General features: G+C 64.7%; 26 protein-coding genes and 1 pseudogene. 11 read left to right on the forward strand and 16 right to left on the reverse strand.

Annotated elements, in window-relative coordinates; all coding sequences use genetic code 11:
* The first annotated feature begins 84 nt into the window (after nucleotides 1–84).
* Both ACVWW6_RS10955 and ACVWW6_RS10960 read left to right on the forward strand, forming a co-directional pair.
* On the forward strand, nucleotides 85–705 hold the full coding sequence (locus tag ACVWW6_RS10955; protein ID WP_456680715.1) for a tetratricopeptide repeat protein: 621 nt from the start codon (nucleotides 85–87) through the stop codon (nucleotides 703–705).
* Nucleotides 706–840: 135 nt separating this feature from the next.
* Nucleotides 841–1116 (forward strand): DUF1488 family protein, encoded by a 276-nt coding sequence (locus tag ACVWW6_RS10960; RefSeq protein WP_028173735.1) that lies wholly within the window; start codon nucleotides 841–843, stop codon nucleotides 1114–1116.
* Between the two features lie 187 nt (nucleotides 1117–1303).
* On the opposite strand, the gene ACVWW6_RS10965 is transcribed toward ACVWW6_RS10960, so the two are convergent.
* Nucleotides 1304–1786: a CinA family protein gene (locus ACVWW6_RS10965; RefSeq protein ID WP_011090633.1), complete on the reverse strand. Its 483-nt coding sequence runs from the start codon at nucleotides 1784–1786 to the stop codon at nucleotides 1304–1306.
* 167 nt (nucleotides 1787–1953) lie between these two features.
* Here ACVWW6_RS10965 and ACVWW6_RS10970 point away from each other — a divergent pair, with 167 nt between their 5' ends.
* Genes ACVWW6_RS10970 through ACVWW6_RS10980 form a run of 3 tightly spaced genes read left to right on the forward strand, consistent with a single transcriptional unit; the run spans nucleotide 1954 to nucleotide 4558 of the window.
* A complete protein-coding gene (locus ACVWW6_RS10970; RefSeq protein WP_038966124.1) occupies nucleotides 1954–3012 on the forward strand; it encodes an amidohydrolase family protein in 1059 nt (352 codons plus the stop codon).
* A 23-nt stretch (nucleotides 3013–3035) separates the two neighbouring features.
* The gene (locus ACVWW6_RS10975; protein WP_028173738.1) at nucleotides 3036–4145 is read left to right on the forward strand and encodes an amidohydrolase family protein; all 1110 of its coding nucleotides are present in this window, start codon (nucleotides 3036–3038) and stop codon (nucleotides 4143–4145) included.
* Entirely contained in the window at nucleotides 4145–4558 is a 414-nt protein-coding gene (locus tag ACVWW6_RS10980) for a Rieske (2Fe-2S) protein (protein WP_011090630.1), read from the forward strand. Before ACVWW6_RS10975 ends, ACVWW6_RS10980 begins: the two co-directional genes overlap by 1 nt.
* 113 nt (nucleotides 4559–4671) lie before the next feature.
* Here ACVWW6_RS10980 and tcuC read toward each other — a convergent pair whose 3' ends face one another.
* Together tcuC and ACVWW6_RS10990 are read right to left on the reverse strand one after the other, a co-directional pair.
* Complete coding sequence (tcuC, locus tag ACVWW6_RS10985; protein WP_011090629.1) at nucleotides 4672–6003, reverse strand: MFS transporter; 1332 nt, start codon at nucleotides 6001–6003, stop codon at nucleotides 4672–4674.
* A 143-nt stretch (nucleotides 6004–6146) separates the two neighbouring features.
* Nucleotides 6147–7046: a transcriptional regulator GcvA gene (locus ACVWW6_RS10990; protein WP_011090628.1), complete on the reverse strand. Its 900-nt coding sequence runs from the start codon at nucleotides 7044–7046 to the stop codon at nucleotides 6147–6149.
* A 110-nt stretch (nucleotides 7047–7156) separates the two neighbouring features.
* Between ACVWW6_RS10990 and ACVWW6_RS10995 the strand changes: the two genes are divergently transcribed.
* Nucleotides 7157–7360 carry a DUF1127 domain-containing protein gene (locus ACVWW6_RS10995; RefSeq protein WP_027543408.1) on the forward strand — a complete coding sequence of 68 codons (204 nt, stop codon included), beginning with the start codon at nucleotides 7157–7159 and terminating at the stop codon, nucleotides 7358–7360.
* 68 nt (nucleotides 7361–7428) lie between these two features.
* Nucleotides 7429–8052 (forward strand): GNAT family N-acetyltransferase, encoded by a 624-nt coding sequence (locus ACVWW6_RS11000; protein WP_011090626.1) that lies wholly within the window; start codon nucleotides 7429–7431, stop codon nucleotides 8050–8052.
* 233 nt (nucleotides 8053–8285) lie between these two features.
* Here the strand turns inward: ACVWW6_RS11000 and ACVWW6_RS11005 are convergent, their stop codons facing one another.
* Nucleotides 8286–9116, reverse strand: a complete 831-nt coding sequence (locus ACVWW6_RS11005) for an enoyl-CoA hydratase (protein WP_456680716.1) — start codon at nucleotides 9114–9116, stop codon at nucleotides 8286–8288.
* A gap of 129 nt (nucleotides 9117–9245) precedes the next feature.
* Nucleotides 9246–9947 carry an SDR family oxidoreductase gene (locus ACVWW6_RS11010; protein WP_456680717.1) on the reverse strand — a complete coding sequence of 234 codons (702 nt, stop codon included), beginning with the start codon at nucleotides 9945–9947 and terminating at the stop codon, nucleotides 9246–9248.
* A 233-nt stretch (nucleotides 9948–10180) separates the two neighbouring features.
* Between ACVWW6_RS11010 and ACVWW6_RS11015 the strand changes: the two genes are divergently transcribed.
* The gene (locus ACVWW6_RS11015) at nucleotides 10181–11965 is read left to right on the forward strand and encodes an acyl-CoA dehydrogenase family protein (RefSeq protein WP_161532374.1); all 1785 of its coding nucleotides are present in this window, start codon (nucleotides 10181–10183) and stop codon (nucleotides 11963–11965) included.
* Between the two features lie 44 nt (nucleotides 11966–12009).
* Nucleotides 12010–13098 carry a Zn-dependent alcohol dehydrogenase gene (locus ACVWW6_RS11020; RefSeq protein ID WP_028173744.1) on the forward strand — a complete coding sequence of 363 codons (1089 nt, stop codon included), beginning with the start codon at nucleotides 12010–12012 and terminating at the stop codon, nucleotides 13096–13098.
* Nucleotides 13099–13244: 146 nt separating this feature from the next.
* On the opposite strand, the gene ACVWW6_RS11025 is transcribed toward ACVWW6_RS11020, so the two are convergent.
* The 8 genes from ACVWW6_RS11025 to ACVWW6_RS11060 all read right to left on the reverse strand — a co-directional run bounded on the left by ACVWW6_RS11025 (nucleotide 13245) and on the right by ACVWW6_RS11060 (nucleotide 21088).
* Entirely contained in the window at nucleotides 13245–13598 is a 354-nt protein-coding gene (locus ACVWW6_RS11025) for a nuclear transport factor 2 family protein (protein WP_456680718.1), read from the reverse strand.
* A gap of 34 nt (nucleotides 13599–13632) precedes the next feature.
* On the reverse strand, nucleotides 13633–15105 hold the full coding sequence (locus ACVWW6_RS11030) for an amidase (protein ID WP_456680719.1): 1473 nt from the start codon (nucleotides 15103–15105) through the stop codon (nucleotides 13633–13635).
* A 163-nt stretch (nucleotides 15106–15268) separates the two neighbouring features.
* Entirely contained in the window at nucleotides 15269–16240 is a 972-nt protein-coding gene (gene mbfA, locus ACVWW6_RS11035; protein WP_011090619.1) for an iron exporter MbfA, read from the reverse strand.
* Between the two features lie 87 nt (nucleotides 16241–16327).
* On the reverse strand, nucleotides 16328–17470 hold the full coding sequence (locus ACVWW6_RS11040; protein WP_161532372.1) for an alpha/beta hydrolase: 1143 nt from the start codon (nucleotides 17468–17470) through the stop codon (nucleotides 16328–16330).
* 114 nt (nucleotides 17471–17584) lie between these two features.
* Complete coding sequence (locus tag ACVWW6_RS11045) at nucleotides 17585–18454, reverse strand: MBL fold metallo-hydrolase (RefSeq protein ID WP_456680720.1); 870 nt, start codon at nucleotides 18452–18454, stop codon at nucleotides 17585–17587.
* A gap of 16 nt (nucleotides 18455–18470) precedes the next feature.
* The gene (locus ACVWW6_RS11050; RefSeq protein WP_028173749.1) at nucleotides 18471–19082 is read right to left on the reverse strand and encodes a glutathione S-transferase family protein; all 612 of its coding nucleotides are present in this window, start codon (nucleotides 19080–19082) and stop codon (nucleotides 18471–18473) included.
* 113 nt (nucleotides 19083–19195) lie between these two features.
* Complete coding sequence (locus ACVWW6_RS11055) at nucleotides 19196–20038, reverse strand: fumarylacetoacetate hydrolase family protein (RefSeq protein WP_060908911.1); 843 nt, start codon at nucleotides 20036–20038, stop codon at nucleotides 19196–19198.
* Nucleotides 20039–20239: 201 nt separating this feature from the next.
* A complete protein-coding gene (locus tag ACVWW6_RS11060; protein WP_456680721.1) occupies nucleotides 20240–21088 on the reverse strand; it encodes an MBL fold metallo-hydrolase in 849 nt (282 codons plus the stop codon).
* A gap of 255 nt (nucleotides 21089–21343) precedes the next feature.
* On the opposite strand from ACVWW6_RS11060, the pseudogene ACVWW6_RS11065 reads away from it, so the two are divergent.
* Nucleotides 21344–21819: pseudogene (locus ACVWW6_RS11065) on the forward strand (DUF3775 domain-containing protein).
* Nucleotides 21820–21938: 119 nt separating this feature from the next.
* Here ACVWW6_RS11065 and ACVWW6_RS11070 read toward each other — a convergent pair.
* Nucleotides 21939–22721 carry an SDR family oxidoreductase gene (locus tag ACVWW6_RS11070; protein ID WP_456680722.1) on the reverse strand — a complete coding sequence of 261 codons (783 nt, stop codon included), beginning with the start codon at nucleotides 22719–22721 and terminating at the stop codon, nucleotides 21939–21941.
* A gap of 128 nt (nucleotides 22722–22849) precedes the next feature.
* Nucleotides 22850–23362, reverse strand: coding sequence for a CvpA family protein (locus ACVWW6_RS11075; RefSeq protein ID WP_011090611.1), 513 nt, complete (start codon nucleotides 23360–23362; stop codon nucleotides 22850–22852).
* Between the two features lie 121 nt (nucleotides 23363–23483).
* On the opposite strand from ACVWW6_RS11075, the gene ACVWW6_RS11080 reads away from it, so the two are divergent.
* Nucleotides 23484–24245, forward strand: coding sequence for an SDR family oxidoreductase (locus ACVWW6_RS11080; protein WP_011090610.1), 762 nt, complete (start codon nucleotides 23484–23486; stop codon nucleotides 24243–24245).
* A 78-nt stretch (nucleotides 24246–24323) separates the two neighbouring features.
* On the opposite strand, the gene ACVWW6_RS11085 is transcribed toward ACVWW6_RS11080, so the two are convergent.
* A complete protein-coding gene (locus ACVWW6_RS11085) occupies nucleotides 24324–25922 on the reverse strand; it encodes a GMC family oxidoreductase (protein ID WP_456680723.1) in 1599 nt (532 codons plus the stop codon).
* Nucleotides 25923–25984: the final 62 nt, after the last annotated feature.

Genomic DNA, 25984 nt, shown 5'->3' on the forward strand with positions numbered 1-25984 from the left:
CGTGAACACAGCACCTGGAATATCGCTGCCGAGGCAGGGTTATCAATTCGTCCGGGGCCGCTTGAAGCAGGACAGGAGACGGAGATGTTCACTGGGATGATCAGGCTCGTCACACTCGGCACATTTGCTGCAGCCCTGTTGAGTTCGCCGGCGCTCGCCGCGGGCGGGGGCGGGGGCGGCGGCGGTGGAGGCGGCGGCAGCATCAGTTCTACCGATCCCTACGCCGGCGCCTATTCGGATCAGAAGCCGCAGCCAACCTATCCGAAGCGGCCGGGCACCAAGGCGACCCAGAAGGGCAAGAAGCAAGGCAACCAGTCCAGCATAGGCGATCCCGCTTTCGCTGCCGGTTACCGCGTGGCCTATGACACCATCTACGAGCGTAACGACTATGCGACCGCGATCGCGCAGTTGAAGTCGCTCGGCCATGACGACCATCCGAACGTCGCCAACCTCATCGGCTACTCCTATCGCAAGCTCGGCGACTACGAGCAGTCGCAGGTCTGGTACGAGCGCGCCTTGCGGGCAGATCCGAACCACGTGCTGACGTGGCAATATTACGGACTGTGGCAGCTCGAGCGGGGCAACCGCGAGCAGGCGCTCTATCACCTCGGCCGGATCGCATCCATCTGCGGGACGGATTGCGATGAGTACAGATCGCTGGCCGCGGCACTGGACAAGCCGTCCGGTACGGCGCTCGTCTACTGACGCCGGAGCGTGGCCGACTGACGGGAGCGCGCTGTTGAAGAGCGTCGTATGACGGCCATGCACTCTGGCGCGGGTGGTGACAACGCGTCAGATTTTCAGCATTGTCCCGTTCGGGGGCGCGAACGGGACAATTGGATGCCGCTGACGCGCGACAGGATTATCGGCCACGACCTCGAACGTCTGGCCTTTCGCTTCACCATGCTGAACGATGGCGAGGTCGTGCACTGCCAGATCTCCGACGCCGCGATGGACGAACTTGCAGGCATGCAGGGCACCGAGAGCAGCGCGCGGCAGGCGCAATTCCTGTCCCTGCGCGAGACCATCGAACGGATCGCATCGGACCTTTACGACGAAGCGCCGCGGTTCAAGGGGTATGTGGTGCGGATCTTCATGCGGCATTTAGGGCGGTAGGCACCGTGCCTCCCCAACGTCGTCCTGGCGAAGGCCAGGACCCATTACCACCATCGAATGTTGTTGGAAGAAGCTGCGGCCCCGCCGACCGCAACAATTTCCATTTGGGGTTATGGGTCCTGGCTTTCGCCTGGACGACACGAGATGTAAGACGGCGCCGCTCTCTCGTCCGCAAACGACGATGCGGCTATTCCGATAGCTTCCTCAGCAGCAGCTTCAGCGCCGTCGTCGCAAACACTTGCATATTCGCAAGCCGGTCATTGCCGCCCGTCTCCAGCGTGATCACTTCCGCCGCCGGCCCCGCGACCGCCATGCAGCTATGGCCGGCGGCGTCGCCGTAGCGGTTGCCGGTGGGGCCGGCGGCGCCGGTCTCGGACAGGCCCCAGTCGCAATTGAAGCGGCTGCGCATCTGCTCGGCCAACAGCTTTGCGTATGGCTCCGACGAGGAGCGGAAGCCCTTCATTCCTTCGTCCGAAATATCCATCAGCACGCGCCTGGCATCGCGGGTGTAGACCACCGCGCCACCGAGGAAATAGGCGGATGCACCGGGCACCGCGAGCAGGCCGGCCGAAATCAGGCCGCCGGTCGAGGATTCCGCGACCGCAATGGTCTGTTTGCGCGCGATCAGTTTCGCCGCAACCTGTTCAGCAATGCCGACGAGCTCTTTCATCCCTTTGACCTCTCATTCCCTCGCAACCGAGCTCAGCCTTCCTAGCATAAGCTGGCTGCCTTGGCCGAGTTGCGGGCGACGGTCAGGCCTGCTTGAATGGCGCACACAAGGCGGAGCGGCCAAGCCGACCGCGAGAAGACGTGACGAGGAAACGTGAAGGAGACGTGATGGCGTCCCTGATCGCCGGCGGGGTGGATTGCGACGTGCATCCGGCCGTGCCGCATCTGACCAGCCTGCTGCCGTACCTGAACGACTATTGGCGCGATCAGGTGACGACGCGCGGCATGATGGACCTCGTCTCGCAATCCTACCCGCAGAACTCGCCGATCGTGGCGCGCCCCGATTGGCGTCCCGAGAGCGGCAAGCCGGGCGCGAGCCTGGAAGACATGCAGCGCCATGTGCTCGATCCTTTTCAGGTCAGCCATGCCATCTGCAATCCGCTCTACGCCGTGCAGATGGTGTTTTCCGAGGACATGCAGGCCGCCTTCTGCCGTGCGCTGAACGACTGGCTGGTGAAGGAATGGCTCGATCGTGACAAGCGGCTGCGCGGCTCGATCGTGATCCCCACGCAAAGCGTCGAGAAGGCCGTCGCCGAGATCGAACGCTGCGCGCACGACCGCCGTTTCGTACAGGTGTTGATGCTGGTGATGGGCGACGTGCCGCTCGGCAAGCGCGCGCTGTGGCCGATCTACGAGGCCGCGGAGCGGCTGGACCTCGCGGTCGGCATTCATGCCGGTTCCGCCTATCACAATCCGCCGACCGCGGTGGGCTGGGGTTCCTATCACATCGAGGATTATGTCGGTCAGGCCCAGGCGTTCCAGACCCAGCTCACCAGCGTGATCGTCGAGGGCGTGTTCGCCAAATATCCGCGGCTGAAAATGGTGATGCTGGAGTCCGGCGTGTCCTGGATCTCCCCCTTTCTCTGGCGGCTTCACAAATTCTGGCGCGGGGTGCGGATGGAGACGCCCTGGGTCGATCGCGCGCCGCTGGAACTTGTGCGCAGCAACATCCGCTTCTCGTTACAGCCATTTGATGCGCCGCCGGAACCCGAGACATTAATTCGCCTGTTTGATCATATGCAGTCGGATGAATTGGTCCTATTCTCCACGGACTATCCACACTGGCAGTTCGACGGCCAGGACGCGCTCCCCCAGGGCCTCACCCCCGATCTCGTGCGCAAGATCATGATCGACAATCCGCATGCGACCTATCCCCGCCTGACTTAGCCGCTGCAAAAGGAGGCAAGGCGATGAATATTCAATTCCGCGAGAGCACCGAAGCCGCTTCCCCCCTGACGACCAAGACCGCGATCGCGGATTGTGACATCCATCCGGCCCGCGCGACCCGCACCGAGCTCTATCCCTATCTCGCCAAACGCTGGCAGCATCATCTCGAAGTCTATGGCGTGCACGCCTATCAGGGCATGATGGAAGGCCCGCCCTATCCGAAGGCCCAGCCCAACGCCTCGCGCCGCGACGCCTATCCGCCGGAAGGCGGGCCGCAGGGCTCCTCGCTCTCCTTCATGCAGAAGCAGCTGCTCGACCCCAACAATGTGCAGCTGGGCGTGCTCAATCCGCTCAATGCCGGGCAGGGCATCCGCAATCACGAGCTCTCGGCCGCTTTGTGCTCGGCGATCAACGACTGGCAGATCGACAAATGGACCAGCAAGGACAAACGGCTGAAAGCGTCCATCGTCGTCGGCAATGAGGACGGCCTGTCGGCGGCCGCCGAAATCCGCGAGCGCGCCGGCGACAAGAATTTCGTTCAGGTGTTGCTGCTCAGCCGCAACGTCGAGCCGCTCGGCCAGCGTCGCTACTGGCCGATCTATCAGGCCGCGGAAGAGGCCGGCCTTCCCGTCGGCGTCCACGCCTTCGGCTTCGGTGGCAACCCGATCACGCCGTCGGGCTGGCCTTCCTATTACATCGAGGAGATGGTGGGACATTCGCAGTGCCAGCAATCGGCGCTGGCCAGCCTCGTACTTGAAGGCGTGTTCGAACGCTTCCCGAAGCTGAAGATGGTGATGATCGAGGCCGGCTTCGGCTGGGCGCCGTCGCTTGCGTGGCGATTGGACAAGGCCTGGCAGCGGCTCAGGAGCGAAGTGCCGCATGTGAAGCGTCCGCCGTCGGAATATATCCGCGAGCAGGTGTGGTGGACGACGCAGCCGATGGAGGATCCGGAGCGGCGCGAGGATCTGTTCGACGTCATCAAGTGGATCGGCTGGGACCGCCTGCTGTTCGCGACCGATTATCCGCACTGGGACTACGACGAGCCGTCGCGCGTCTTGCCGGCGGGCGTCAGCGATACCAACCGCGAGGCGTTTTACCTGGGCAATGCCCGGAAGCTCTACGGAATCAATTGATGGCGCGTCACGTGATCGCGCCAGTGGACGAGCTTCCGCCAGGCACGCGAAAATTTCTGGAGATCGAGGGACGGCCGATCGCGGTCTTCAACATCAAGGGCGAGTATTTCGGCCTGATGAACCGCTGCCCGCATCAGGGCGCGGCGCTGTGCGAGGGCCCGCTGATCGGGCTCGCGCAATCGAGCGATCCCGGCGAGATCGAATACACCAGGCTTGGCGAGATCATTCGTTGCCCCTGGCACGGCTGGGAGTTCGACATCCGCACCGGCCAGTCCTATTGCGACCCCCGCCGCTTCCGCGTGAAAGCCTATCCGGCCCATGTCGCGCCTGGCGCGAGCGTCGTGAAGGGGCCGTACGTCGCCGAGACGATCCCGGTGAAGGTCGAGAGCGACTACGTGGTGGTGGAGCTGTAGCCCCACTGTCATTCCGGGACAGCCCGCAGGCTGAACCCGGAATCATCGTGCGTCTGGAATGCTGGGAGAAATGGATTCCGGGCTCGCCTCTTCGAGGCGCCCCGGAATGACCGTCAACGCCCCGCAACCGGCTCCGCCACCGCATCATAGGTCGGCACCGCCTTGCCGCCGCCGCGATACACGGTCGAGGCCGCGATGATGCCGAGCAGGGCGGCGAACATCAGCCAGAAGCCGGGCGAGGCCTTGTCGCCGGTCCGCTCGATCAACCAGGTCGAGGCGAACGGCGTGAAGGTGCCGAACAGCGCGGCTGCGAGCGCGAAGGCGAGCGAGAAGCAGGTGGTGCGGACATGCGCCGGCACGATCTCGACGAGGGCGCCGAGCATGGTGCCGCTGTAGACGCCGAAATAGAACGAGAACATCATCTCGACCGCGAGCAGCTTCCCGAAGGTCGGCGCCGCCACCAGCCAGTGCAGCGCGGGGTAGGCGGTGACGAGCGACAGGCAGGCGATGGTGATCAGCACCGGCTTGCGGCCGATGCGGTCGGACAGCGCGCCGCCGACCGGATTCCAGAAGAAGTTGGTTACGGCGACCAGCAGCGTCACCAGCAGCGCGTCCTGCGTCGACAGCTTCAGCACGGTCTTGCCGAACGTCGGCGTGTACACGGTGACGAAGTAGAACGTCGTCGTGGTCAGGATCGCGATCATCATGCCGAGGATGACGATGCGCCAGTTGGCGAGCGCGGAGGCGAACACCTCGCTCGCCGTCGGATGCTTCTTCATGGCGAGGAAGGCCGGCGTTTCCTCGAGCGTGCGCCGCAGGAAGAAGATCAGGGGGATGATCAGGCAGCCGACGAAGAAGGGAATACGCCAGCCCCAGGCGGCCACCGTGTCGGCGGGCATCACCTCGGAGAGAAGATAGCCGAGGATCGAGGCCACGAAGATCGCGACCTGCTGGCTCGACGACTGGAACGAGGTGTAGAAGCCGCGGTTGCCGGGCGTCGAGATCTCGGCGAGATAGACCGACACGCCGCCGAGCTCGACGCCGGCGGAGAAGCCCTGCAGCAGGCGGCCGATCAGCACGATGACGGGTGCTGCGATGCCGATGGTCGCGTAGCTCGGGCAGAACGCGATCACGACCGTGCCGATGGCCATGATGCCGAGCGTGACGATCAGGCCCTGGCGGCGGCCGATGCGGTCGATGTAGGCCCCGAGCACGATCGCGCCGACGGGCCGCATCAGGGCGCCGAGCCAGAACACGCCGAACGTGTTGAGCAGCGAGGCCGTCTCGTTGGTGGAGGGGAAGAACGCCTTGCCGATGGCGGCGGCGTAGAAGCCGAACAGGAAGAAGTCGAACTGCTCGAGGAAATTGCCGGATGTGGCGCGCAGGATCGCGCCGATGCGCGACTTGATCTCGGGCGGATTGGTTGAGGTGGCTGGTCCAGCCATGACGTTACTCCCCTTCAAGTGTGGCCGGACCGGAACTCACTTCTCGGCAGGCGACAGGTTGTGTTGCTGCGACAATCTGTCCTACCCCTTCCCGCGCAGGGCGCGGCGAGTCAATCGGTTTTCCAGAGGAAGCTGATGATTTTTCAGGCTTTATTTTGCGTTGCAGCGACGATCCATTGACGGAACGCGGCGAGCTTTGGCGCCTCGCGGCGACCCTCCGGCGCGACCAGGTAGAAGCCCGCATCGGCCGGCAGCGCGATCTTGAAGGGGACGACGAGGCGGCCCTTGGCGATGTCGTCCTGCACGTAGGATGTCCGCCCCATCGCCACGCCGATGCCGTCGATCGCGGCCTGGATGGTCATGAAGATCATGTCGAAGGTGATGCCGGGCTGCTTGGCGATATCGGCCGGCAGGCCTGCCGCCGTCAGCCACAGCCGCCAGTCGTCGCTGTTGGCGTTGGAGGTGTGCAGCAGCGGATGATTTCGCAGATCCTCCGGACGCTGCAGCGGCTTGTCACCGCGCAGCAGTGACGGACTGCACACCGGAAACAGCTCGTCCGCCATCAGCCAGTCGGCACGCAGGCCCGGCCACTGGCCGCGGCCGTAGCGGATTGCGGCATCGACATCGTCGCGCTGGAAGTCGACGAGGCTGGTCGACGTGGTGATCCGCACGTCGATGCCGGGATGCTGCTCCTGGAAATCCGTCAGCCGCGGCAGCAGCCATTTTGCGGCAAGCGAGGCCAGCGTCGAGAGCGTCAGCACCTTGTCGTCGTCCCTGCGCAGCAGGCGGTCGGTGGCGAGGCGGAGGTCGTTGAAGGCGGCGCGGACGCCCGGCAGATAGTCGCGCGCTTCCGGCGTCAGCGCCAGCGCGCGGTTCTGCCGGATGAACAGGCGGATGCCGAGCTCCTCCTCCAATCGCCGGATCTGATGGCTGATCGCGGTCTGCGTCACGTTCAGCTCGCTCGCCGCCAGCGTGAAGCTGAGATGGCGCGCGGCCGCCTCGAACGCCCGCAATCCGTTCAGGGAGGGCAATCTGGCAGTCATCTGGCAGCAGGATACATGACGTTATTTCATGCGAAGAGGTACAAATTGTCGTTTGTCGCAGTGCGATCGAGCGCAGATATTAGCGGCCAAGTTAGCTCCAGGAGCTGAAAATGTCTACCTTGACCCAGAATTCGATGACAAATCATCATGCGCCCGGCCTGATCCAGCAGATCGGCGAGACGCTTCATGTCTGGCACGAGCGCTACCGGACCCGCCGCGAGCTGACCAACTGGACCGCCCGCGACCTCCACGACGTCGGCCTGTCCTGGTCCGACATCGCCTATGAGGCCGACAAACCCTTCTGGCGGGCCTGATTGGCCGCCAGGCCGGCGCCGCCTGATTACAGGGGCGCCGGCGGTCCCTCTTTCTCAGGGCATGTGTCATGAGCACTCTTCGCCTGGAAGATCTGAAGCAATATTCGGACGCCCTGCGCACCCGGCAGGGCGAGGCGATCAACGTTCGCTTCGTCGAGCCGCGCGACACCGAGGAGCTTCAGCACTATTTCCGTTCGCTCTCGACCCGCTCCCGCTACAACCGTTTCTTCGGCGCGATCAGCGAATTGCCGAAGGGCCTGCTACACGACTTCCTCCAGGTGGGCGAGCGCGAGCGCTTCACCGTCGTCGCGACCAAGATGGTCGACGGCTTCGAGACCATCGTCGCCGAGGCGCGCTACGCGCTGCATGCGGAAACCGCGACGCTCGAGTTCGGCCTGTCGGTCGACGATCGCTGGCAAGGCCACGGCATCGCCACTGCGCTCATGAAAAATCTCGAGTGCCGCGCCGCCGCGCTCGGCGCCGAGCACATGTTCGGCGATACGCTGCGCTCCAACGAGACCATGATCTCGCTCGCCCGCAAATCCGGATTTGCCTTCGTCAATCACCCTGATGACTGGAAGCTGGTGCGCTTCGACAAGGAGATCGCGGTCGCACCGAAGGACATTCCCTGCGCGAGCTGGCGTCTCGCCGCCCTTTCCCGTCAGGCCGACAGCCCCTCAGCCTCGGCCTGACACCACTGCAAGCCCGGCCCAGGTCAACCTGAGCCGGGCATTTTTTTGCCTTAAGCAGTCGTCGTCGCGTAGATCTTCCCAAGCCGTCATTCCGGGGCGCGCGTAACGCGAACCCGGAACCCATTCAACTGCGTGTCTTGCGGCCCAATGGATTCCGGGCTCGATGCTGCGCATCGCCCGGAATGAGGGCTCGTTGCACCATGCAGGTTCGATTCCTGACTGTGAAGGGCCTGTTACTTCCCCGTGAACACCGCCTTGCGCTTCTCGATGAAGGCCTGCACCGCTTCCTTGTGATCGGTGGTCGTGGTGAGGCGGATCAGTCGTTCGGCCTCGTGGTCGCGGGCGGTCTCGAAATCGAACTGGATGGCTTCGTCGAGATTGTCCTTCATGTAGCGCAGCGCGAGGCGCGGGCCTTCGGCGAGCGACTTTGCCAGCACGAAGGCTTCGGCTTGTAGCTTGTCGTCAGGCACGACGCGATTGACGAGGCCGATGGCCTCACAACGCGCGGCATCGACCCTGTCGCCGGTGAACATCAGCTCGCGCGCCCGGGCGGTGCCGACGAGGCGGGTGAGCAGCCAGGCGATGCCGTAATCGCCGCTCAGCGCGATGCGGGCATAGCCGGTGGCGACGAAGGCCGATTGCGCGGCGATGCGGATGTCGCAGGCCATGGCGATCGCAAGCCCTGCGCCGACCGCGGGACCGGGGAGCGCGGCGATCGTCGGCTTGCGCACCGAGACCAGCGCGCCGGTGAGCAGCCGCTGCCGCTCCTGGAGATCGGCGACCCGATCTTCCAGCGACATCTCCAGCTTCTTCGGATCGCGATGCGCGCCCATGCCCTTGACGTTGCCGCCGGCGCAGAACGCTTCGCCCGCGCCGGTGATCAGTAGCGCGCCGACATCGGGGCTCTCGCCGCAGGTGCGGATCATCGTCCGCAGCGCCGGCGTCAGGCTGTCCGACAGCGAATTGCGCGCCTCCGGCCGGTTCAGCGTGATCACTGCGACGCGGTCGCGGATGACGCAGAGGAGTTCGCTGGTGCCGGTATCGACGGTGGTTTCGGTGGTCATGTCGCTTCCCGTTCATTGTTGTCATTCCGGGGCGATGCGAAGCATCGAACCCGGAATCTCGAGATTCTCAGGTGCGCAAATGCGCACCATAGTTCGGCTCTTCGAGCCGCCCCGGAAAGACAAACTCAACTAAAACTTCTCCACCCACGGCCGTAGCTCCAGCTCCCAGCTCCAGGCGCTGCGCGGCTGCTGCAACACGTTCCAGTAGCTCTCCGCGATCGCGTCGGGATCGAGCATGGAATCCGGATTGTCGGCTGTTTCCCTCCGCGCCGCGCTCCTGATGCCGCCATCGATCACGAAATGCGCGACATGGATGCCTTGCGGCGACAGCTCCCGTGCCAGGCTCTGGGCGAGCCCGCGCAGCGCGAACTTGCCCATCGCGAACGAGGCCGACTGCGCATAGCCCTTGACGCTGGCCGAAGCGCCGGTGAACAGGATCGCGCCGTGCTTGTTCGGCAGCATGCGCTTGGCCGCCTGCTGCGCCACCAGGAAGCCGCCATAGGCGCTGACCGCGATCGCCTGCGCGACATCGGCCGGAACGAGATCGACGAACGGCCCGCGCGTGCGGCCGCTGGCGTTGTAGACGACGAGGTCGGGCGTGCCGATCTCGCGCTCGACGAGGCCGAACAGGCGCTCGACCTCATCAGGCTCGGTGGCGTTGCAGGCATAGGCTTTGGCACCGGTCTCGGTGCAGAGCGCGCCCAGCTTCTCGATCTTCCGCGCGGCAAGCGCCACGCGAATGCCTTGCGTGGACAGCAGCCGCGCCAGCGAGGCGCTCAAGCCTTCGCCGGCGCCGACGATGAGCGCGATCTTGTATTTCGGATGTTCCATGGCGTGATCTCTTAGGACGGGAAGCCGCTGATCTATGCATCCGCCACCCGGACAACCAGCCGGGGTGCAGGCCCGGTCGATCACAATTCCGCAGAGCGAATTGCTCCTTCACGGCGATCATGCCTCCCTGACAATTTGCGGCTTTATCCGCATCCGCGGCTGGAGCATGATCGACATCATCCAAAGCGGCAAGCGCTAAGAATTGCCGTCGGGCGGAAACGAAGAGGACGATCATGCACAAGCCGGTCACAGCGCAGCCGAAAAATGCCGCGGCCGCACCATCCGGCCTGCTGGCGCCCGATACGTCAGGCATGAATTTCTACCGCGCCGATCAGGCGCTGACGGATCTCTTGCGCATCCATCTGCCGGAGACGCTGTTCCGTCACATCGAGCCGCATCTCGATCGCCTCGGCGAGCTCGCCGGCGGAACCCTCGACGAATGTGCGCGGCTGGCCGACCGCCACACGCCGGTGCTGCACCAGCGCGACAAGTTCGGCCGCGACGTGCAGTGGATCGAATACCACCCGGCCTATCGCGAACTGGAGAAAGCCGCGTTCGGCGAGTTCGGCATCCACGCGCTGTCGATCCGCAAGGGCATCATGGGCTGGCCGGACAAATATCCTGTAGTGGCAAAGCACGCCTTCACCTTCCTGTTCAATCAGACCGAATTCGGTATGGGCTGTCCGATCAACGTCACCGACGGCTGCGCAAAACTCCTGGCGAATTTCGGCAGCGAGGCGCTGAAGGCGAAATATCTCGATGGTCTCACCCAGACCGACATGACCAAGCTGACCCAGGGCGGCCAGTTCATGACCGAGAAGGAGGGCGGCTCCGACGTCGGCACGCTCACGACGCGCGCCGTGCAGGAGGGCGATCATTGGCGCCTGTACGGCGAAAAATGGTTCTGCTCGAACGCCGATGCGAAAGTCGTGATGCTGCTGGCGCGCCCCGAAGGCGCCGGCCCCGGCACCCGCGGCGTCGGCCTGTTCCTGATGCCGCGCTTCCTCGACGACGGGTCGCAGAACCACTACCGGATCGTGCGTCTGAAGGACAAGCTCGGCACGCGCTCGATGGCCTCGGGCGAGATCAAGCTCGAAGGCGCGATCGCCTACGCGGTCGGCAAGCTCGACCGCGGCTTCGTGCAGATGGCCGAGATGGTGAACTCGTCGCGGCTCTCCAACGGCGTGAAATCCACCGCGCTGATGCGCCGCGCCTACCATGACGCCATGACGGTCGCGAAGAACCGCGTGGTGTTCGGCAGCCGCATCATCGACCTGCCGCTCGGCCGGCGGCAGATGCTGAAGATCATGCTGCCGGTCGAGCAGGCGCTGTCGATGAGCTTCCTCACGGCGGACGCGCTCGACCGCGCCGAGGCCGGCAGCCAGGACGCGGCGGCGCTGCTGCGCATCCTCACCCCGACATTGAAATTCCGCGCCACGCGCGATGCACGGAAAGTCTGCGGCGATGCGCTCGAGATGCGCGGCGGCATCGGCTATATCGAGGAATTCGCCACCGCACGACTGCTGCGCGACGCCCATCTCGGCTCGGTCTGGGAAGGCACCGGCAATATCGTCGCGATCGATGCGCTGAGGCGCGCGGTCGGTCGCCATGGCGCGGAATCCGCGCTGGCCGCGGATCTGCACGCCCGGCTCGATGACAGCGCCTCGGTGCCGCAGGCCTGGCGCGACCGTTTGCACACGCTCACCGATCGCGCGGTCGGCTTCGCGCGCGAGGTTGCGGGCAAGGCCGAGAACGAGGCCGACGCGCGCCGCGCGACGAGCCTGCTCTATCATGTCGCCAGCGCCGTCGCGCTCGCCTGGGAGGCGCATCGCATCCACGCCATGCGCGGCGATGCGCGCCGGCTGCTGCTGTCGCGGCTCGTGATCGATCACCGGGTCGCGCCAAGCGATCCGTTCCGGCTGACGGAAAATGCCACGCAAGCGAAGATCGCCGCGCTGCTGCTCGGCGAGCGCGATGCCGGCATGAGCGAGGTTGGCGAACTGGTTCTGGCAGCGTAGGCTGCGCCCGCGTTCAAAGCAAAAAAAGCGACAGGGAGTGCTCGATGAAGGCCGCCGTCCTCTATGAAGTCAACAAGCCTCTGGTCATCGAGGATGTCAGCCTGCCGAAGCCCGGCCCGCGCGAGGTCCTGATCCGCACATCGGTCGCCGGCCTCTGCCACTCCGACCTGCACTTCATGGAAGGGCTGTATCCGCATCCGCTGCCCGCGGTGCTCGGGCATGAATCCGCCGGCGTGGTCGAGCAGGTCGGCTCCGACGTCACCTATGTGAAGCCGGGCGATCACGTCGTCACCTGCCTGTCCGTGTTCTGCGGCACCTGCGACAACTGCACCACGGGCCGCACGGTGCTCTGCACCGACACCACGGTGAAGCTGCTGCCGGGCGTCTCCGACCGCATGCAATGGTCTCGCTCCGAAAAGCTGCACCAGTTCCTCAACCTCTCGTCCTTTGCCGAGCAGATGCTGGTGCACGAGAACGCGATCGTCAAAATCCGGAAGGAGATGCCGCTCGATCTCGCCGCGCTGATCGGTTGCGGCGTCATCACCGGCTACGGCGCGGTGGTGAACACGGCGAAGGTGACGGCGGGCGAAACCGTCGCGGTGATCGGCTGCGGCGGCGTCGGCATGGCCGCGATCAACGGCGCGCAGATCGCCGGCGCCGGCCGCATCATTGCCATCGACACCAATCCCGCAAAACTCCAGCTCGCGACCAAGCTGGGCGCCACCGACATCATCAACCCCGCCGACGGCGACGTGGTGAAGCAGGTCCGCGATCTCACCAATGGCGGCGTGCAGCACTCCTTCGAGGTGCTCGGTCGCAAGGAGACCGCCGAGCAGGCCTTCGCCATGCTCGCCTCCGGCGGCACCGCCACCATCGTCGGCATGATCCCGTTCGGCCAGAAGATCGAGCTGCACGGTTTCGACTTCCTGCGCGAACGCAAGATCCAGGGCTCGTCCATGGGCTCCAACCATTTCCGCGTCGACATGCCGCGCCTGGTCGACTTCTATCTGCGAGGGCGGCTGCACCTGGAGGACTGGATCTCGGCCAAGCTGAAGCTGTCGGAGATCAACGAGGGCTTTGCCAACATGAAGGCCGGCAAGACGCTGCGGAGCGTGATCGTATTCGATAGTTGATCCACATTGATGGTGTCATCGCCCGCGAAGGCGGGCGATCCAGTACTCCGCAGCGGGAGTTGTGTGAGCCAACTGTCGCCGCGGAGTACTGGATGCCCCGGTCAAGCCGGGGCATGACAGCGGAGTGTGAGGATGGTTTGCCCGCCTCACCGGGACACGTGCGCCGACACCGCGAGCCATCTGCCGTTCTTCTTCGCCCAGCAATCGGTGTAGCGGCCCGTCGCCTGCTGGCCGTCTCCCGTGGTGTAGCTTGTCGCCGCGTGGATAATGGCGAAGTCGCCCATGATGCGGATGATGACGTCGTGCTCCCTGAGATTCCGGATCGCGATCGGCCGTGCCGTCTGCTCCAGGAAGGCGGCGCGGTCGACCAGCGTCTTGTCGGGATTGGAGCAGTAAAACTCCGGCGCCAGGATCTGGTCGAACCGCTTGACGTCGCAGTTCTGCACGGAGGCGACGTAGTCGCGGTTGAGCGCGGTGAGCTGTTCCATGTCCTGGCTCATGACGTTCTCTCTCTTGTGGACGTTGACGACAGGACTAATCATCGAACAATGGCGGCGGTGTGAAGCCGCCGAACTCGCGCTCGATCAGTTCGGCGAGCCTCAAGGGGGTGCGGTCCTCCAGGAAGGGGCCGACGATCTGGACGCCGACGGGCAAGCCGTCTTTCGACAGGCCGAGCGGAACGGCCGTCGCAGGCAGGCCCGGAAGCGTTGCGATGCCGGGCCAGGCGAGCTGGTCGGAATAAGGATAATCCTTGCCGTCGATGCTGATGCGTCGCAGGCTCTGCTCGGGCGAATGATCGTGCGGAAAGGCCGGCGTCGGCATGATCGGGCAGATCACCGCGTCGAAGCTCTTGAACAGCGCGCGCCATTGCGCCCGCAGGCCGGCGCGGCTACCTGCGTCGAGCACCCAGGCGCGGTGGCTTGCAATCGTGCCGCGCAGCCGCTCCGCTTCGAGGCTTCGGTCCTCCGGCGACAACTGGCTCGCCCGAGCCTGCGAATCCGCCAGCTCGTCGGGCAGGAAGAACGCGCCGAGGAAGCCCAGCAGCATGCGCATGTAAAGCCGCGACGTCTCCGCGAAGTCCGGAAGCAGCGGGCTCTCGCGCGCGACCGTCACGCCGGCCTTCGCAAGGTCGGTGGCGAGCTTGTCGATCGCGCCGCGCACGTCCCGGTCAGTCGGCAGCAGCGGATGGCTCTCGATCACCAGGACACGAAAATCGCGCAGCGACTGATGCCGCGCAACAGGCAGATCGAGTTTGTAGGCGACGCCGGCATCGAGCGGATCCGGTCCGGCCATGACGTCGAGCAGCAAGGAGAGATCCGCAGCGGTGCGCGCCATCGGACCGATGACGGCGAGGTCGCCTTCGCGCGGAATGGCCGGAAACGGCGGCGGAGTCTCGCCGCGCGCTGCGCAGAGATTGATGGTCGGCTTGTGAGCGAAGATGCCGCAATGAAATGCCGGCACACGCAGGGAGCCGCCGATGTCGGAGCCGGTGGCGAGCGCGCAATAGCCTGCGGCGAGGGCTGCCGAAGATCCCCCGGATGATCCACCCGGCGTGCGGCCGAGATCATAGGGGTTGTTCGTGGTGCCGTAGATGTCGTTGTAGCTCTGCCAGTCGCTGAGACCGACCGGCACGTTGGTCTTGCCGAGGATCACACCGCCGGCCTGCTTGATGCGTGCGACCGGCAGCGCGTCTTCGACAGGCTTGAAATCCTTCTGCGGGACGAAGCCCCAGGTCGTCGGCAGGCCGGCGATGTTAAAGGATTCCTTGATCGTCAGGGGCAGGCCGAGCAGCGGCTTGCGCTCGCCGCGGACCAATGCAGCGTCCGCCTCGCGCGCGGCGCCGAGCGCGCGATCGAAATCCGGCACGCAGATCGCGTTGATCTTGCCGTCGTGACGCTCGATACGGCCAATCGCGTCCTGCGTGAGCTCGACCGCCGAGACCTTCTTCGCGCTCAATGCGGCCGACAGCTCGACTGCGCTCTTGAAACTCCATTCCGATTTGGCCACGGCGCTTCTCCCGCTCTGGTTGTCTGCGGATGATGAGCAGTTTAGCCGAACGCTGCAACCGCTGTTTGATCGCGATTGATATGTGGATGAGGCTCGTCGGGCAGTGCCAAAAAGTCGCTGTCATCGCCCGCTTTCGCGGGCGATGACAGCGAGTGTGAGGTCGCTACGCCGCCCCGATCAATATCCCCACCGCCAGCACGATGGCGCCGCCGAGCACGATCTGGAAAACGGCCTGGAGGAACGGCGTGTCCATGTAGCGCGAGCGGATGAAGGCGATTGCCCATAGCTCGAAGAACACGACGACTCCAGCGATCGCCGTCGCGATCCAGAACGCGTTGGCCCAGCTGTCGGGCACCAGATAGGGCGCGGTGTGGCCGAGCCCGCCGAGCGTCGTCATCAAGCCGCAGGTGAGACCGCGCAGCCATGGCGAGCCGCGCCCCGTGAGCGATCCGTCGTCGGACAGCGCTTCCGCAAATCCCATGCTGATGCCGGCGCCGATCGAGGCGGCGAGGCCGACAAGAAACGTCTGCCAGTTCTGGTGGGTGGCGAACGCGGCGGCAAACAGCGGTGCCAGCGTCGAGACCGATCCGTCCATCAGGCCGGCAAGGCCCGGCTGCACATATTGCAGCACGAACATGCGGCGGTTGGTGCGATCTTCCTCCGCGCGCACATCCGGGCTCAGGATCTGGTCCGAGAGCTTTGCGGCCATCTCTTCGTGGCCTTTCTCGGCTTCGGCGAGATCGCCGAGCAAACGGCGCACGCCGACATCCTGCGCCTGTTCGGCGGCCTTCACGTAAAAGCGCTCGGCCTGCAGTTCCATGGTCTCGACTTCCCTGCGGATGGTGTCGAGCGACAGGTTCTTGGTGAGCCAGACCGGGCGGCGACGCAGGAAGCCTTTGACGTCCTCGCGGCGGATGGGAGGCAGGTGCGGACCGAACCGCTGCTCGTACGTCTCCAGCAGCATGTGGCGATGTCCGCGCTCTTCCTCGGCCATCTGTTCGAAGATCTTGGCTGAGTCCGGGTAACGCTCTCTCAGATCTTCGGCGAAGGTCATGTAGATGCGGCTGTCCTCCTCCTCGGAGGAGATCGCGACCGCAAGCACCTCGCGCTCGGTCAGATCGGCAAAATTCTTCACGACGGCCCTGTCCCACTAGTTTAGAATGATTCTAAATTATATAGGCCGCCGTGGTTCCTGGGTCAAATCAGCCGGCGCGGGACTTAGTCAGGAAGTCTTGGCCAGGAAGTCGAGCAGCAACCGGCTCACCTCGGCCGGCTGCTCCTGCTGCACCCAATGGCCGGCGCCGTCGACGAGATGGCAGCCGAGCATCTTGGTGCACGCGCTTTTCTGCATCGCCTCGAACACGCCAGGGCGCTGATAGGTGCCCCAATCCTGCCTGCCGGAGATGAAGCAGGAGGGCACGTCGATGCTGCGGCCGGAGAACAGCTGCATCTCGTCGTTGAGCATGCCCGACGTACCGTAGCGATACCATTGCAGCCCGCCCTGAAATCCGGTGCGGCCGTATTCGGCGCTGTAGTAGGCGAGGTCGCTGTCCGGCAGCCATTGGTTCGCGGCGATCGCGGCGGGCGAGGGCATCTCCTTCGCGACCGTCTCGGCCATGGTCTCGCCGGCGTCCATCACGTAATAGGTTGGCAGCTTTGCCAGTTCGTCTGCCGACCACGCCTTGAGCGGATAGGGTTTGTTGTCGGTCCAGTCCGCGCTCTTGTGATGATAATAGGCGCGCAGGAAATCGTGCACGCCCTGCGGCGCGTGCTGCATGTCCGCGTTGGCTTCGCGTGTCGCGTAGTACCATTGATAGTGCTTGCGCGGACGCGGCAGCGCGGCAAGCTCGCGATGAACGGGGTCTTCGACCGCAGGCTTTGCGGGACGGTCAACTGTGTTGAATGGCAGCGGCGGCGCTCCGCCGAATGGCGCGCTCATCAGCGTCACCGAACGAAACACGTCGGGCCGGATCAGCGCACACCATGCCGCGACTGGGCTCCCGAAATCATGCCCGGCGAGATCGACCTGCTTGTAGCCGAAGGCCGACACCAGGGAGAGCGCATCGCGCACCAGGTTGAGGAGCGAGAACGGCGCGAGATCGCCATCGTAGTCGGCAGTCCATCCCGTGGTGCGCCCGTAGCCGCGCTGGTCGGGGGCGATCACGTGATAACCGGCGGCGGCGAGCGCCGGCATCACCTTGCGCCAGGAGAAGGCCAGCTCGGGAAAGCCGTGCAGCAACAGGATGCAGGAGCGGCCCTTTGACTCGAAGCCGGCCTCCAGCACATGCATGCGCAAGCCGTTGATGCCGTCGACATAACGCGAGCGGATTCCGGCGGGCAGGGGGATGTCGGGGAGTGCTGTCATTGCTTTCTCCACACGGGTGGAATCGTAGGGTGGGAAAAGCGGAGCGTGCCCACCATAAGGAGTGGTGGGCACGGCGCGCGAAGCGCTCGCCTTTGCCCACCCTACGGCATCTCGCTAAACCGCCGCACACACGAACGCGTTGCCCTTGCGCCGGATCTTGCCCACCGACGGCGAAGGGAAGTGCGCCGTGCAGCACAGCGTCTCGGTGTCGCAATAGCGCTCCAGGAAGCTGCGGCGCGTCGTAGCCGCCTTCGCCGGGTCGACGTCGAACTTGATCGACAGCTCCGGATAGAGCGTCTGCAGCGGCGAATGCATGAGATCGCCGGAGAACACCGCGTCGTCCTTGCCGCGGCCCACCGTGATTGCGATATGGCCCGGCGTGTGGCCGGGTGTCGGCAGGATCCGGACGTGATCGCCGATCTGGTGGTCGTTGCCGACGAGCTCGTGGCGCTTGGCCTCGACCACCGGCAGCACGCTGTCCACGAAAGGCGGGATCTCCGTCTTCGCGTTCTGAGCCGACCAATGGTCGAACTCCTGCCTGGCGAAGACGTAGCGCGCCTTGGGGAAGGTCGGCACCCAGCGGCCGTTTTCGAGCCGTGTGTTCCAGCCGACGTGGTCGACGTGCAGATGCGTGCACATCACGAAGTCGATGTCGCCAGGCGAGAATCCGGCGGCGCTAAGTGCACCCAAGTACGTGTCGTCGGTCTTCATGTTCCATTTCGGCCGATTGGGGCGCGGCTTGTCATTGCCGATGCAGCTGTCGATCAAAATGGTGTGGTGCGGCGTCTTCACCACATAGGACTGGAAGCACAAGAGCAGCACATCGTTGTCGTCGAGTGCCTTGGCCTGCCGCATCCATGCCCGGTTCTCGGTCAGCACCTCGGGTGTCAGTCCCGGCAGCATCTCCAGCGCCGGGACGAACGAGGTTTCCTGCTCGATGACGCGATGGATGGTGAGATCGCCGACCGAGTATTTCAGGCTCATGGACACTCCTAGCGGGTTACGCCGCTGGCGGCACCGAGATCTTCACGGAAGGCCGCTCCAGCATCTTCTGGTGGAAGGCGTCGAGCTTCGGATAGGCCTTGCGCCAGCCGCAATCGGCGAAGCGGAAATCGGCATAGCCGAGCACGCAGACGAGGCCGATCTGCGAAATGTCGAACGGGCCGTTCAGGACATCGGGCATGTTCTCGAAGCGCGCCATGCCGGTCCAGGCCCGGTTCCAGTGGTCGTCCGACCACGCCTGCCATTGCAGGCCCTGTGGCCGCACCATTCTCTCGTAGCGGCACAGCAGCATGGAATCGAGCATGCCGTTGATCAGGGAGTGATTGGTCTTGGCCTTCCAGCGCCGCGGACCATAATCCGGGATCAGGCTGCCGCCGGCCATTTCGTTGAGGTATTCGACGATGACGTAGGAATCGAGGATGACGTCGCCGTCATTGGTGATCAGCACCGGCAGCTTCTTCAGCGGCGTGATGCGCGAATAGTCCTCATTGGCTTGCCCCGGGGCGACGGTTGCCGGCGTGAACTCGATCTTGTCGATCAGCCCAAGCTCGATCGCGGCGATGCGCACCTTGCGGGCGAAGGGCGAGGCGGCGGAGAAGGTGAGCTTCATTTTGGATCCTTGTTGTCATTCCGGGGCGATGCGAAGCATCGAACCCGGAATCTCGAGATTCCGGGTCTGGCGCTCTCGCGCCATCCCGGAATGACGAAGGAGGTGATTGCCGCTTACGCTGCCACGATCTCCTGCCGCTGCTCGCCGAGACCCTCGATGCCCAGCGTCACGACGTCGCCGACATTGAGGAAGGTCGGCGGCTTCATGCCGAGGCCGACGCCGGGCGGGGTGCCCGTGGTGATGATGTCGCCCGGCAGCAGCGTCATGAACTGCGAGACATAGGAGATGCACTTGGCCATGGAGAAGATCATGGTCTTGGTCGAGCCGGTCTGGCGGCGCTGGCCGTTGACGTCGAGCCACATCGACAGGTTCTGCACGTCCTTGATCTCGTCCTTGGTGGCCAGCCACGGTCCGACCGGACCGAAGGTGTCGTGCGACTTGCCCTTGGTCCACTGGCCGAGGCGCTCGGTCTGGAAGTTGCGCTCGGAGACGTCGTTGCAGACGCAATAGCCGGCGACGTAGTTCAGCGCGTCGGCTTCGGAGACGTACTTGGCGCGGGTGCCGATGATGGCGGCGATCTCGACTTCCCAGTCGAGCTTGGTCGAGCCGCGCGGCTTCTCGACCGCATCGTTCGGGCCGGACAGCGAGGTGTTCGCCTTCATGAAGATGATCGGCTCGGTCGGGATCGCGGCTCCCGTTTCCTTGGCGTGGTCGCTGTAGTTGAGGCCGATGGCGACGAATTTCGAGATGCCGGTGACGGGCGCGCCGAACCGCGGCTTGCCGGAAACGGCGGGCAGCGAGGCGGGGTCGAGCGCGGCGAGCTTCTTCAGGCTTTCCGGCGAATAGGCCTCGCCGGTCAGGTCCTTCACATGCGCCGACAGGTCGCGCAACTGGCCGGATTTGTCGATCAGGCCGGGCTTTTCCGCACTCTTTTCGCCGTAACGAACAAGCTTCATTCTCGTTTCTCCCTGGAGATGGACCGATCGGTTAAATAGCTTCATGGAACAGGGCGGCGGGAAATTCAACCGCTCAAAACGGGGCGCATTGCAGCCCCTCCTTTGTAGGGTGGGCAAAGGTGCGGAGCGCCGTGCCCACCAAATCTTTTCCTTGCCCGGGAGGGTGGACACGCCGCGCTGTGCCCACCCTACGATTGCGTCTCATCCCAGCGCCACGAACCTGAACGCGTCCCCATCCCGCCCGATGTGTCCGGCCGAATAATGCCCGCCGATCACCAGCGTCGGGGTGTCGGCAAAGCGCGAGAACACCTTGTGCCGCGTTGCCGCCGATTGGGCGGGATCGGTATCGATGACCGAGCACCAGTCGAGATGCGACATCTGGCAGGGATGATGGGCAACGTCGCCGGTGAGCAGCCCCTGCTCACCGCCGGACTCGATCAGGACGCTCATGTGACCGGGGCTGTGGCCGGGGGTCGGGATCACGCTGATCTCCTCGCAGAGCCGGTGATCGCCTGGGATCAGCTCGACCTGGCCGGCATCGACGACCGGATTCACGGAATCGTTGAACACCGCGACCTTGTCCGGCTCGGCCGTATAATCGCGCCAATACTCGTATTCGGTCTCGCCGAACAGGTAGCGCGCCTTCGGGAAGGTCGGCACCCATTTGCCGTCGACCAGTTTCGTATTCCAGCCGACATGGTCGACATGAAGATGTGTGCACAGCACGGTGTCGATGCTGTCAGGGGGAAAGCCCGCCGCCGCCATGGTCTCCAGAAACGGCGTGCTGCGGTTGTTCCAGACGGGGACGCCGCGGCCCTGCTTGTCGTTGCCGAGACCGGTGTCGACCACGATGCGGCGCGTCGGCGTCTCGACCACCAGCGAGTGGATCGACATTTTCAGTCGGCCCTCTTCGGTGGCGAAATGCGGGATCAGCCAGGGCAGCTTCTGGATTTCATCGTTGGTCGCGGCCGGCAGGATGAAGCGGGTCGAGCCGACTGTCTCCATCTCGACGAGTTTCGTGATCTTGACCTTGCCCACCTTCCACGACATCCGGCGCATCCCCATGTTCTTGCTTTGCGCCTCGCTGTCATTCCGGGGCGATGCGCAAGCATCGAACCCGGAATCTCGAGATCGTTGCGTGAGATTCCGGGTTCGCGCCTACGTCGCGCCCCGGAATGACGAGAGAGGACGCTTTGGCGCCGAAACATGCGGGTTTCCGCCATGAAGCGCAATGGATCATCTGGTGGCGCGCCGCGTTATCGCCGGAACCCAGGAAAAACCAGAGAAGAGCGAGAGGGGAAGACGATGCCAGAGCTTGCAATTTCCGCCGAGAAGGTCGCTTTCATCATCGAGAAGGCCCGCGAATTCGACGTCAAGGAAGCAGCATCCGATCCGGACTCGGGCTCGAACCCCTCCGACGATGACGGGATCGACGTTCTGGAGGACACGGCGTCCGATCCGGTCGCAAGCGAGTTGACCGGCTTCATCGGGGCGCTGAACGAGGACGAGCAGCTCGACCTCGTGACGCTGATGTGGATTGGCCGCGGCGACGGCTCCGTCGACGAGTGGGACGACCTGCGCGCCCGCGCCGCCGAGGCCGCGCCGAATACAAGGCGCCCCGGCGTGAAGCTGTGCAATATCTGCTGGGCGAGCCGATGCTGGGCGATCTGTTGGCCGACGGTCTCGACGAACTCGGCATCGACTGGACCGATGAGCGCCTCACTGCCGATTCCTCCGGTCCCAGCGAACGGGACGAGGATGAGCCGACGAAACGGCGATGAGTAGCCGGGCTCGCAGTGAGCCGGAAATGATTGGGCTCTGACGCCTCCACATCATCATGCCCGGGGCAAGCCCGGGCATGATGGTCTTTCGTGGATTGCGCCGTCTCAGGCGCGATGGCTCACAGCGTGCCCGGGAACGCGCCACCGTCGAGCAGGATGTTCTGCCCGGTGATGAAGCCGGCCTTGGCGCCGCAGAGAAAAGCGCAGGCATAGCCGAACTCGTCCGGCTGGCCGAAGCGGCCCGCCGGGTTGAGCTTGGCGCGCTCGGCCAGGATCTGCTCCGGCGTTGTGCCGCGCTTGTCGGCCTCGGCCTTGGCGGTGCCGGTCAGGCGGTCGGTCTCGAACGGCCCCGGCAGGAGGCCGTTGATGGTGACGTTGTTGATCACGGTCTTGCGCGACAGGCCGGCGATGAAGCCGGTGAGGCCGGCGCGCGCGCCGTTGGAGAGGCCGAGGATGTCGATCGGCGCCTTCACCGCGGCCGAGGTGATGTTGACGATGCGGCCGAACTTGCGCGCCATCATGCCGTCCACGGTCGCCTTGATCAGCTCGATCGGGGTCAGCATGTTGGCGTCGATCGCCTTGATCCAGTCGTCGCGGGTCCAGTTGCGGAAATCGCCGGGCGGCGGGCCGCCGGCATTGTTGATCAGGATATCCGGCTCCGGGCAGGCCTTCAGCACGGCCTCGCGGCCCGCCGGCGTCGTGATGTCGCCGACGATCTCGGTGACCGTGACGGCCGGATAGAGTTTGCGGATGTCGTCGGCGGTTTTCTTCAGGGCCTCGGCGCCGCGCGCGGTCAGCGTGACGTCAACGCCGGCTTCGGCCAGCGAGATGGCGCAGGCGCGGCCGAGGCCCTTGCTGGATGCGCAGACGATGGCGCGGCGACCTTTGATCCCAAGATCCACTGTTTCACTCCCGTAATGTCAGGCAGGTTTTGGACGGGCGGCACTCTAGCCAATCGTGGTGCCGCTGATAAGGGACGGGCTCGCACCAAAATGCATGCGCATCCGCGCGGCGATGCAAATGCGCCTGATCAGATGTGCCGCTCCTGCTTGAGGCGGTCGATCGCGGCAGCGGCTTCCGGCGGCAGCGACTTGAAGCCCATCTGCCCGGCCGCCGAGAACAGCGGCCGCAGATGCGAGCCGGCCAGGAAGGGCGGCTGGCGGTTGGCCGGCACGATCTGGTCGAACACCAGCACCAGCGTGGTGGCGACGAGGCCGACCCTGATGGCGCCGAGCGCGGCGCCGCCAAGGCGGTCGCCGATCCCGGCCTCACGGACCGTGTCGTTCACCGCGAGGCGGCCGATATGTCCGAACAACATGCCGACGACGAGAAAGATGCCGAAGAACCAGATCCAGTTCTGGAGCAGCGGCGCGTTCGGATTGCTTGCGACCTGCGGCACGATCAGCGGCATCAGCGCGACCGCGATGGGCGCGGCGAGCAGATAGGCGAGGATGGTCATGGCGCTGCGCAGCAGGCCGGTCCTGAATCCGAAGCCGATGGCGATGGCGAGCGCCGCATAGACCGCGAGATCGAAACTGTTCATGAGCAGAGCCCTGCCTCGATGGAACGAATGAACGCCGAACCGATCATTCTGGTTTCAGACCGCTAAAATCGTCTGTATTTTTGGCTCCGGAAGCTCAAGGGTTACGCCCAAGGAAATCGTCATGTCAGGCCTATTCGACGTCAGTAAAGAAACCATCCTCGTCACCGGCGCGAGCCAGGGGCTGGGGCGGCAGTTTGCCCGGCTGCTGGCGGCGCATGGCGCGGCCGTCGCGCTCGCGGCACGGCAAACGGACAAGTTGAAGAATCTGGAACAGGAGATCCGCGGCAACGGCGGCCGCGCCGCCGCCGTCGCGCTCGACGTCACCGACATCGCCTCGATCGCGAAGGCCGTCGATGCCACGGAAGCCGCGCTCGGTCCCGTCACGGTGCTGATCAACAATGCCGGCATCGCCATCGAGAAGCTGGCGACCGAGCAGACCGAGGCCGATTGGGACACGGTGATCGGCGCCAATCTCAAGGGCGCCTATTTCCTCGCGACGGAAGTCGCGCGGCGCATGATCGCGCGCAAGCAGGAAGGCAACATCGTCAACATCGCCTCGGTGCTCGGCACCGGCGTCTTGAAAGCGGTGTCGCCCTACGCGATCTCCAAGGCCGGCATCATCCAGGCGACGAAGGCGATGGCGCTGGAGCTTGCGGGGCAGAACATCCGCATCAACGCGCTGGCGCCCGGCTATATCGACACCGAGATGAACCACGCCTTCTGGTCGACGCCGGCAGGCGAGCGCCTGGCAAAACGCATCCCCCAGCGCCGCGTCGGCGCCGAGTCCGATCTCGACGGCGCGATCCTGCTGCTGGCCTCGAAGGCCTCGCGCTACATGACGGGGAGCGTGGTGACGGTGGACGGCGGGTTCTTGTTGAATTGATTGCTTCCGTCGTCCCGGCCCCCATGCGCAATTGCGCACTAGGCCGGGACGACAGTGGAGAGTGACGCGACAGCGTCGCTAATTCGCCCGCACTTCCGCCCTGATCATATCCGCCGCCTTCTCCCCGATCATGATCGTCGGCGCATTGGTGTTACCGCCGATCAGCGTCGGCATGATCGAGGCATCGACGACGCGCAAGGCCTCGACGCCGTGCACCTTCAAATGCGGATCGACCACGGCCATCGCGTCCGTGCCCATCTTGCAGGTGCCGACGGGGTGATAGACGGTGTCGACGCGATTGCGCAGGATGGCGCGGATATCGTCGTCCGTCTTCACATCGGACGTGAACATGTCCTTCTTCTGCAACGCGCGCATCGCAGGCGTCTCCATCAGCCGTCGCGTGGTCTTGAAGCCTGCGACCATCGTCTCGAGATCCTCCGCCTCGCCCAAAAAATTCGGATCGATCATGGGGGCGGCGAGCGGATCGGCGCTCTTCAGCCAGACGCTGCCGCGGCTCTTCGGTCTGAGCAGGCAGACATGGCACGAGAAGCCCGCTTCCTTGTGCTTCTTGCGGCCGTGGTCGTCGAGCATCGCGATGATGAAGTGCAGTTGAATGTCCGGCACGTCGAGGTGGGCCTGCGTCTTCAGGAAGCCGCCACACTCGGCGAAATTGGTGGTCATCAGGCCGCGTCGCTCGCGGCGGTACCGCTGGATCGCGCGCAGCAGGGATGGCAGCCGGCCGAGTGACGCGTGAACGAAGTGCGGATAGTCGGAGGCGTAGACGAACACGAAATCCGGATGGTCCTGCAGATTGCGCCCGACGCCCGGCAAATGATGCACGACGCCGATGCCGTGCGCGGCAAGCGCATCGCCGTCGCCGACGCCCGACAGCATCAGCAACTGCGGCGACTGGAAGGCGCCGGAGGCGAGGATCACCTCGCGGCGGGCGCGGAGCTGCTTCAGCTCCTTGCCCTGCCGGTACTCGACGCCCACTGCGCGCCTACCTTCGAACAGGATGCGCGTGGCATGCGCTTGCGTCTCGACGCGCAGATTCGCCCGCTTGCCCATGTGGGGATCCACATAGGCGCGCGCCGCGCTCCAGCGCTCGCCACCGTGCTGCGTCACCTGGTAGCTGCCGAGCCCTTCATGGTCCTCTTCATTGAAGTCCTCGCGGATACGAAACTGCGCCTCGCGCGCGGCCTGATGGAAGACGTCATGGATCGGATTGTCCGAGCGCAGCTTGTTGACATGCAGCGGGCCGCCCTTGCCATGATATTCGCCGTCGAAATCGGCGTTGTTCTCCGAGCGCTTGAAGTAGGGCAGCACATCCGCATACGACCAGCCGGCATTGCCGAGCGCGGCCCAGTGGTCGTAGTCCCATTTGTTGCCGCGGATGTAGACCATCGCGTTGATCGCCGAGGAACCGCCGAGGCCCTTGCCGCGCGGTTGATAGCCGATGCGGCCGTTCAATCCCTTCTGCGGCACAGTATCGAACGCCCAGTTGGCCGCGCGGTATGGCAAAGCGAGCCCGAATGGCGTGGTGATCCGCCAACTGTCGTTCCGCCCGCCCGCATCGAGCAGCGCCACTGATGTCGCCGCATCCTCCGACAGCCGCCCCGCAACGGTGCAGCCGCCGGAGCCCGCGCCCACGACGACAAAATCGAATGTGTCAGTCAATGCTGTTTCTCCCCTTATCGTCATTCCGGGGCGCGCGTAGCGCGAACCCGGAATCTCGAGGT

The organism is Bradyrhizobium sp. USDA 3311 (assembly GCF_054062495.1).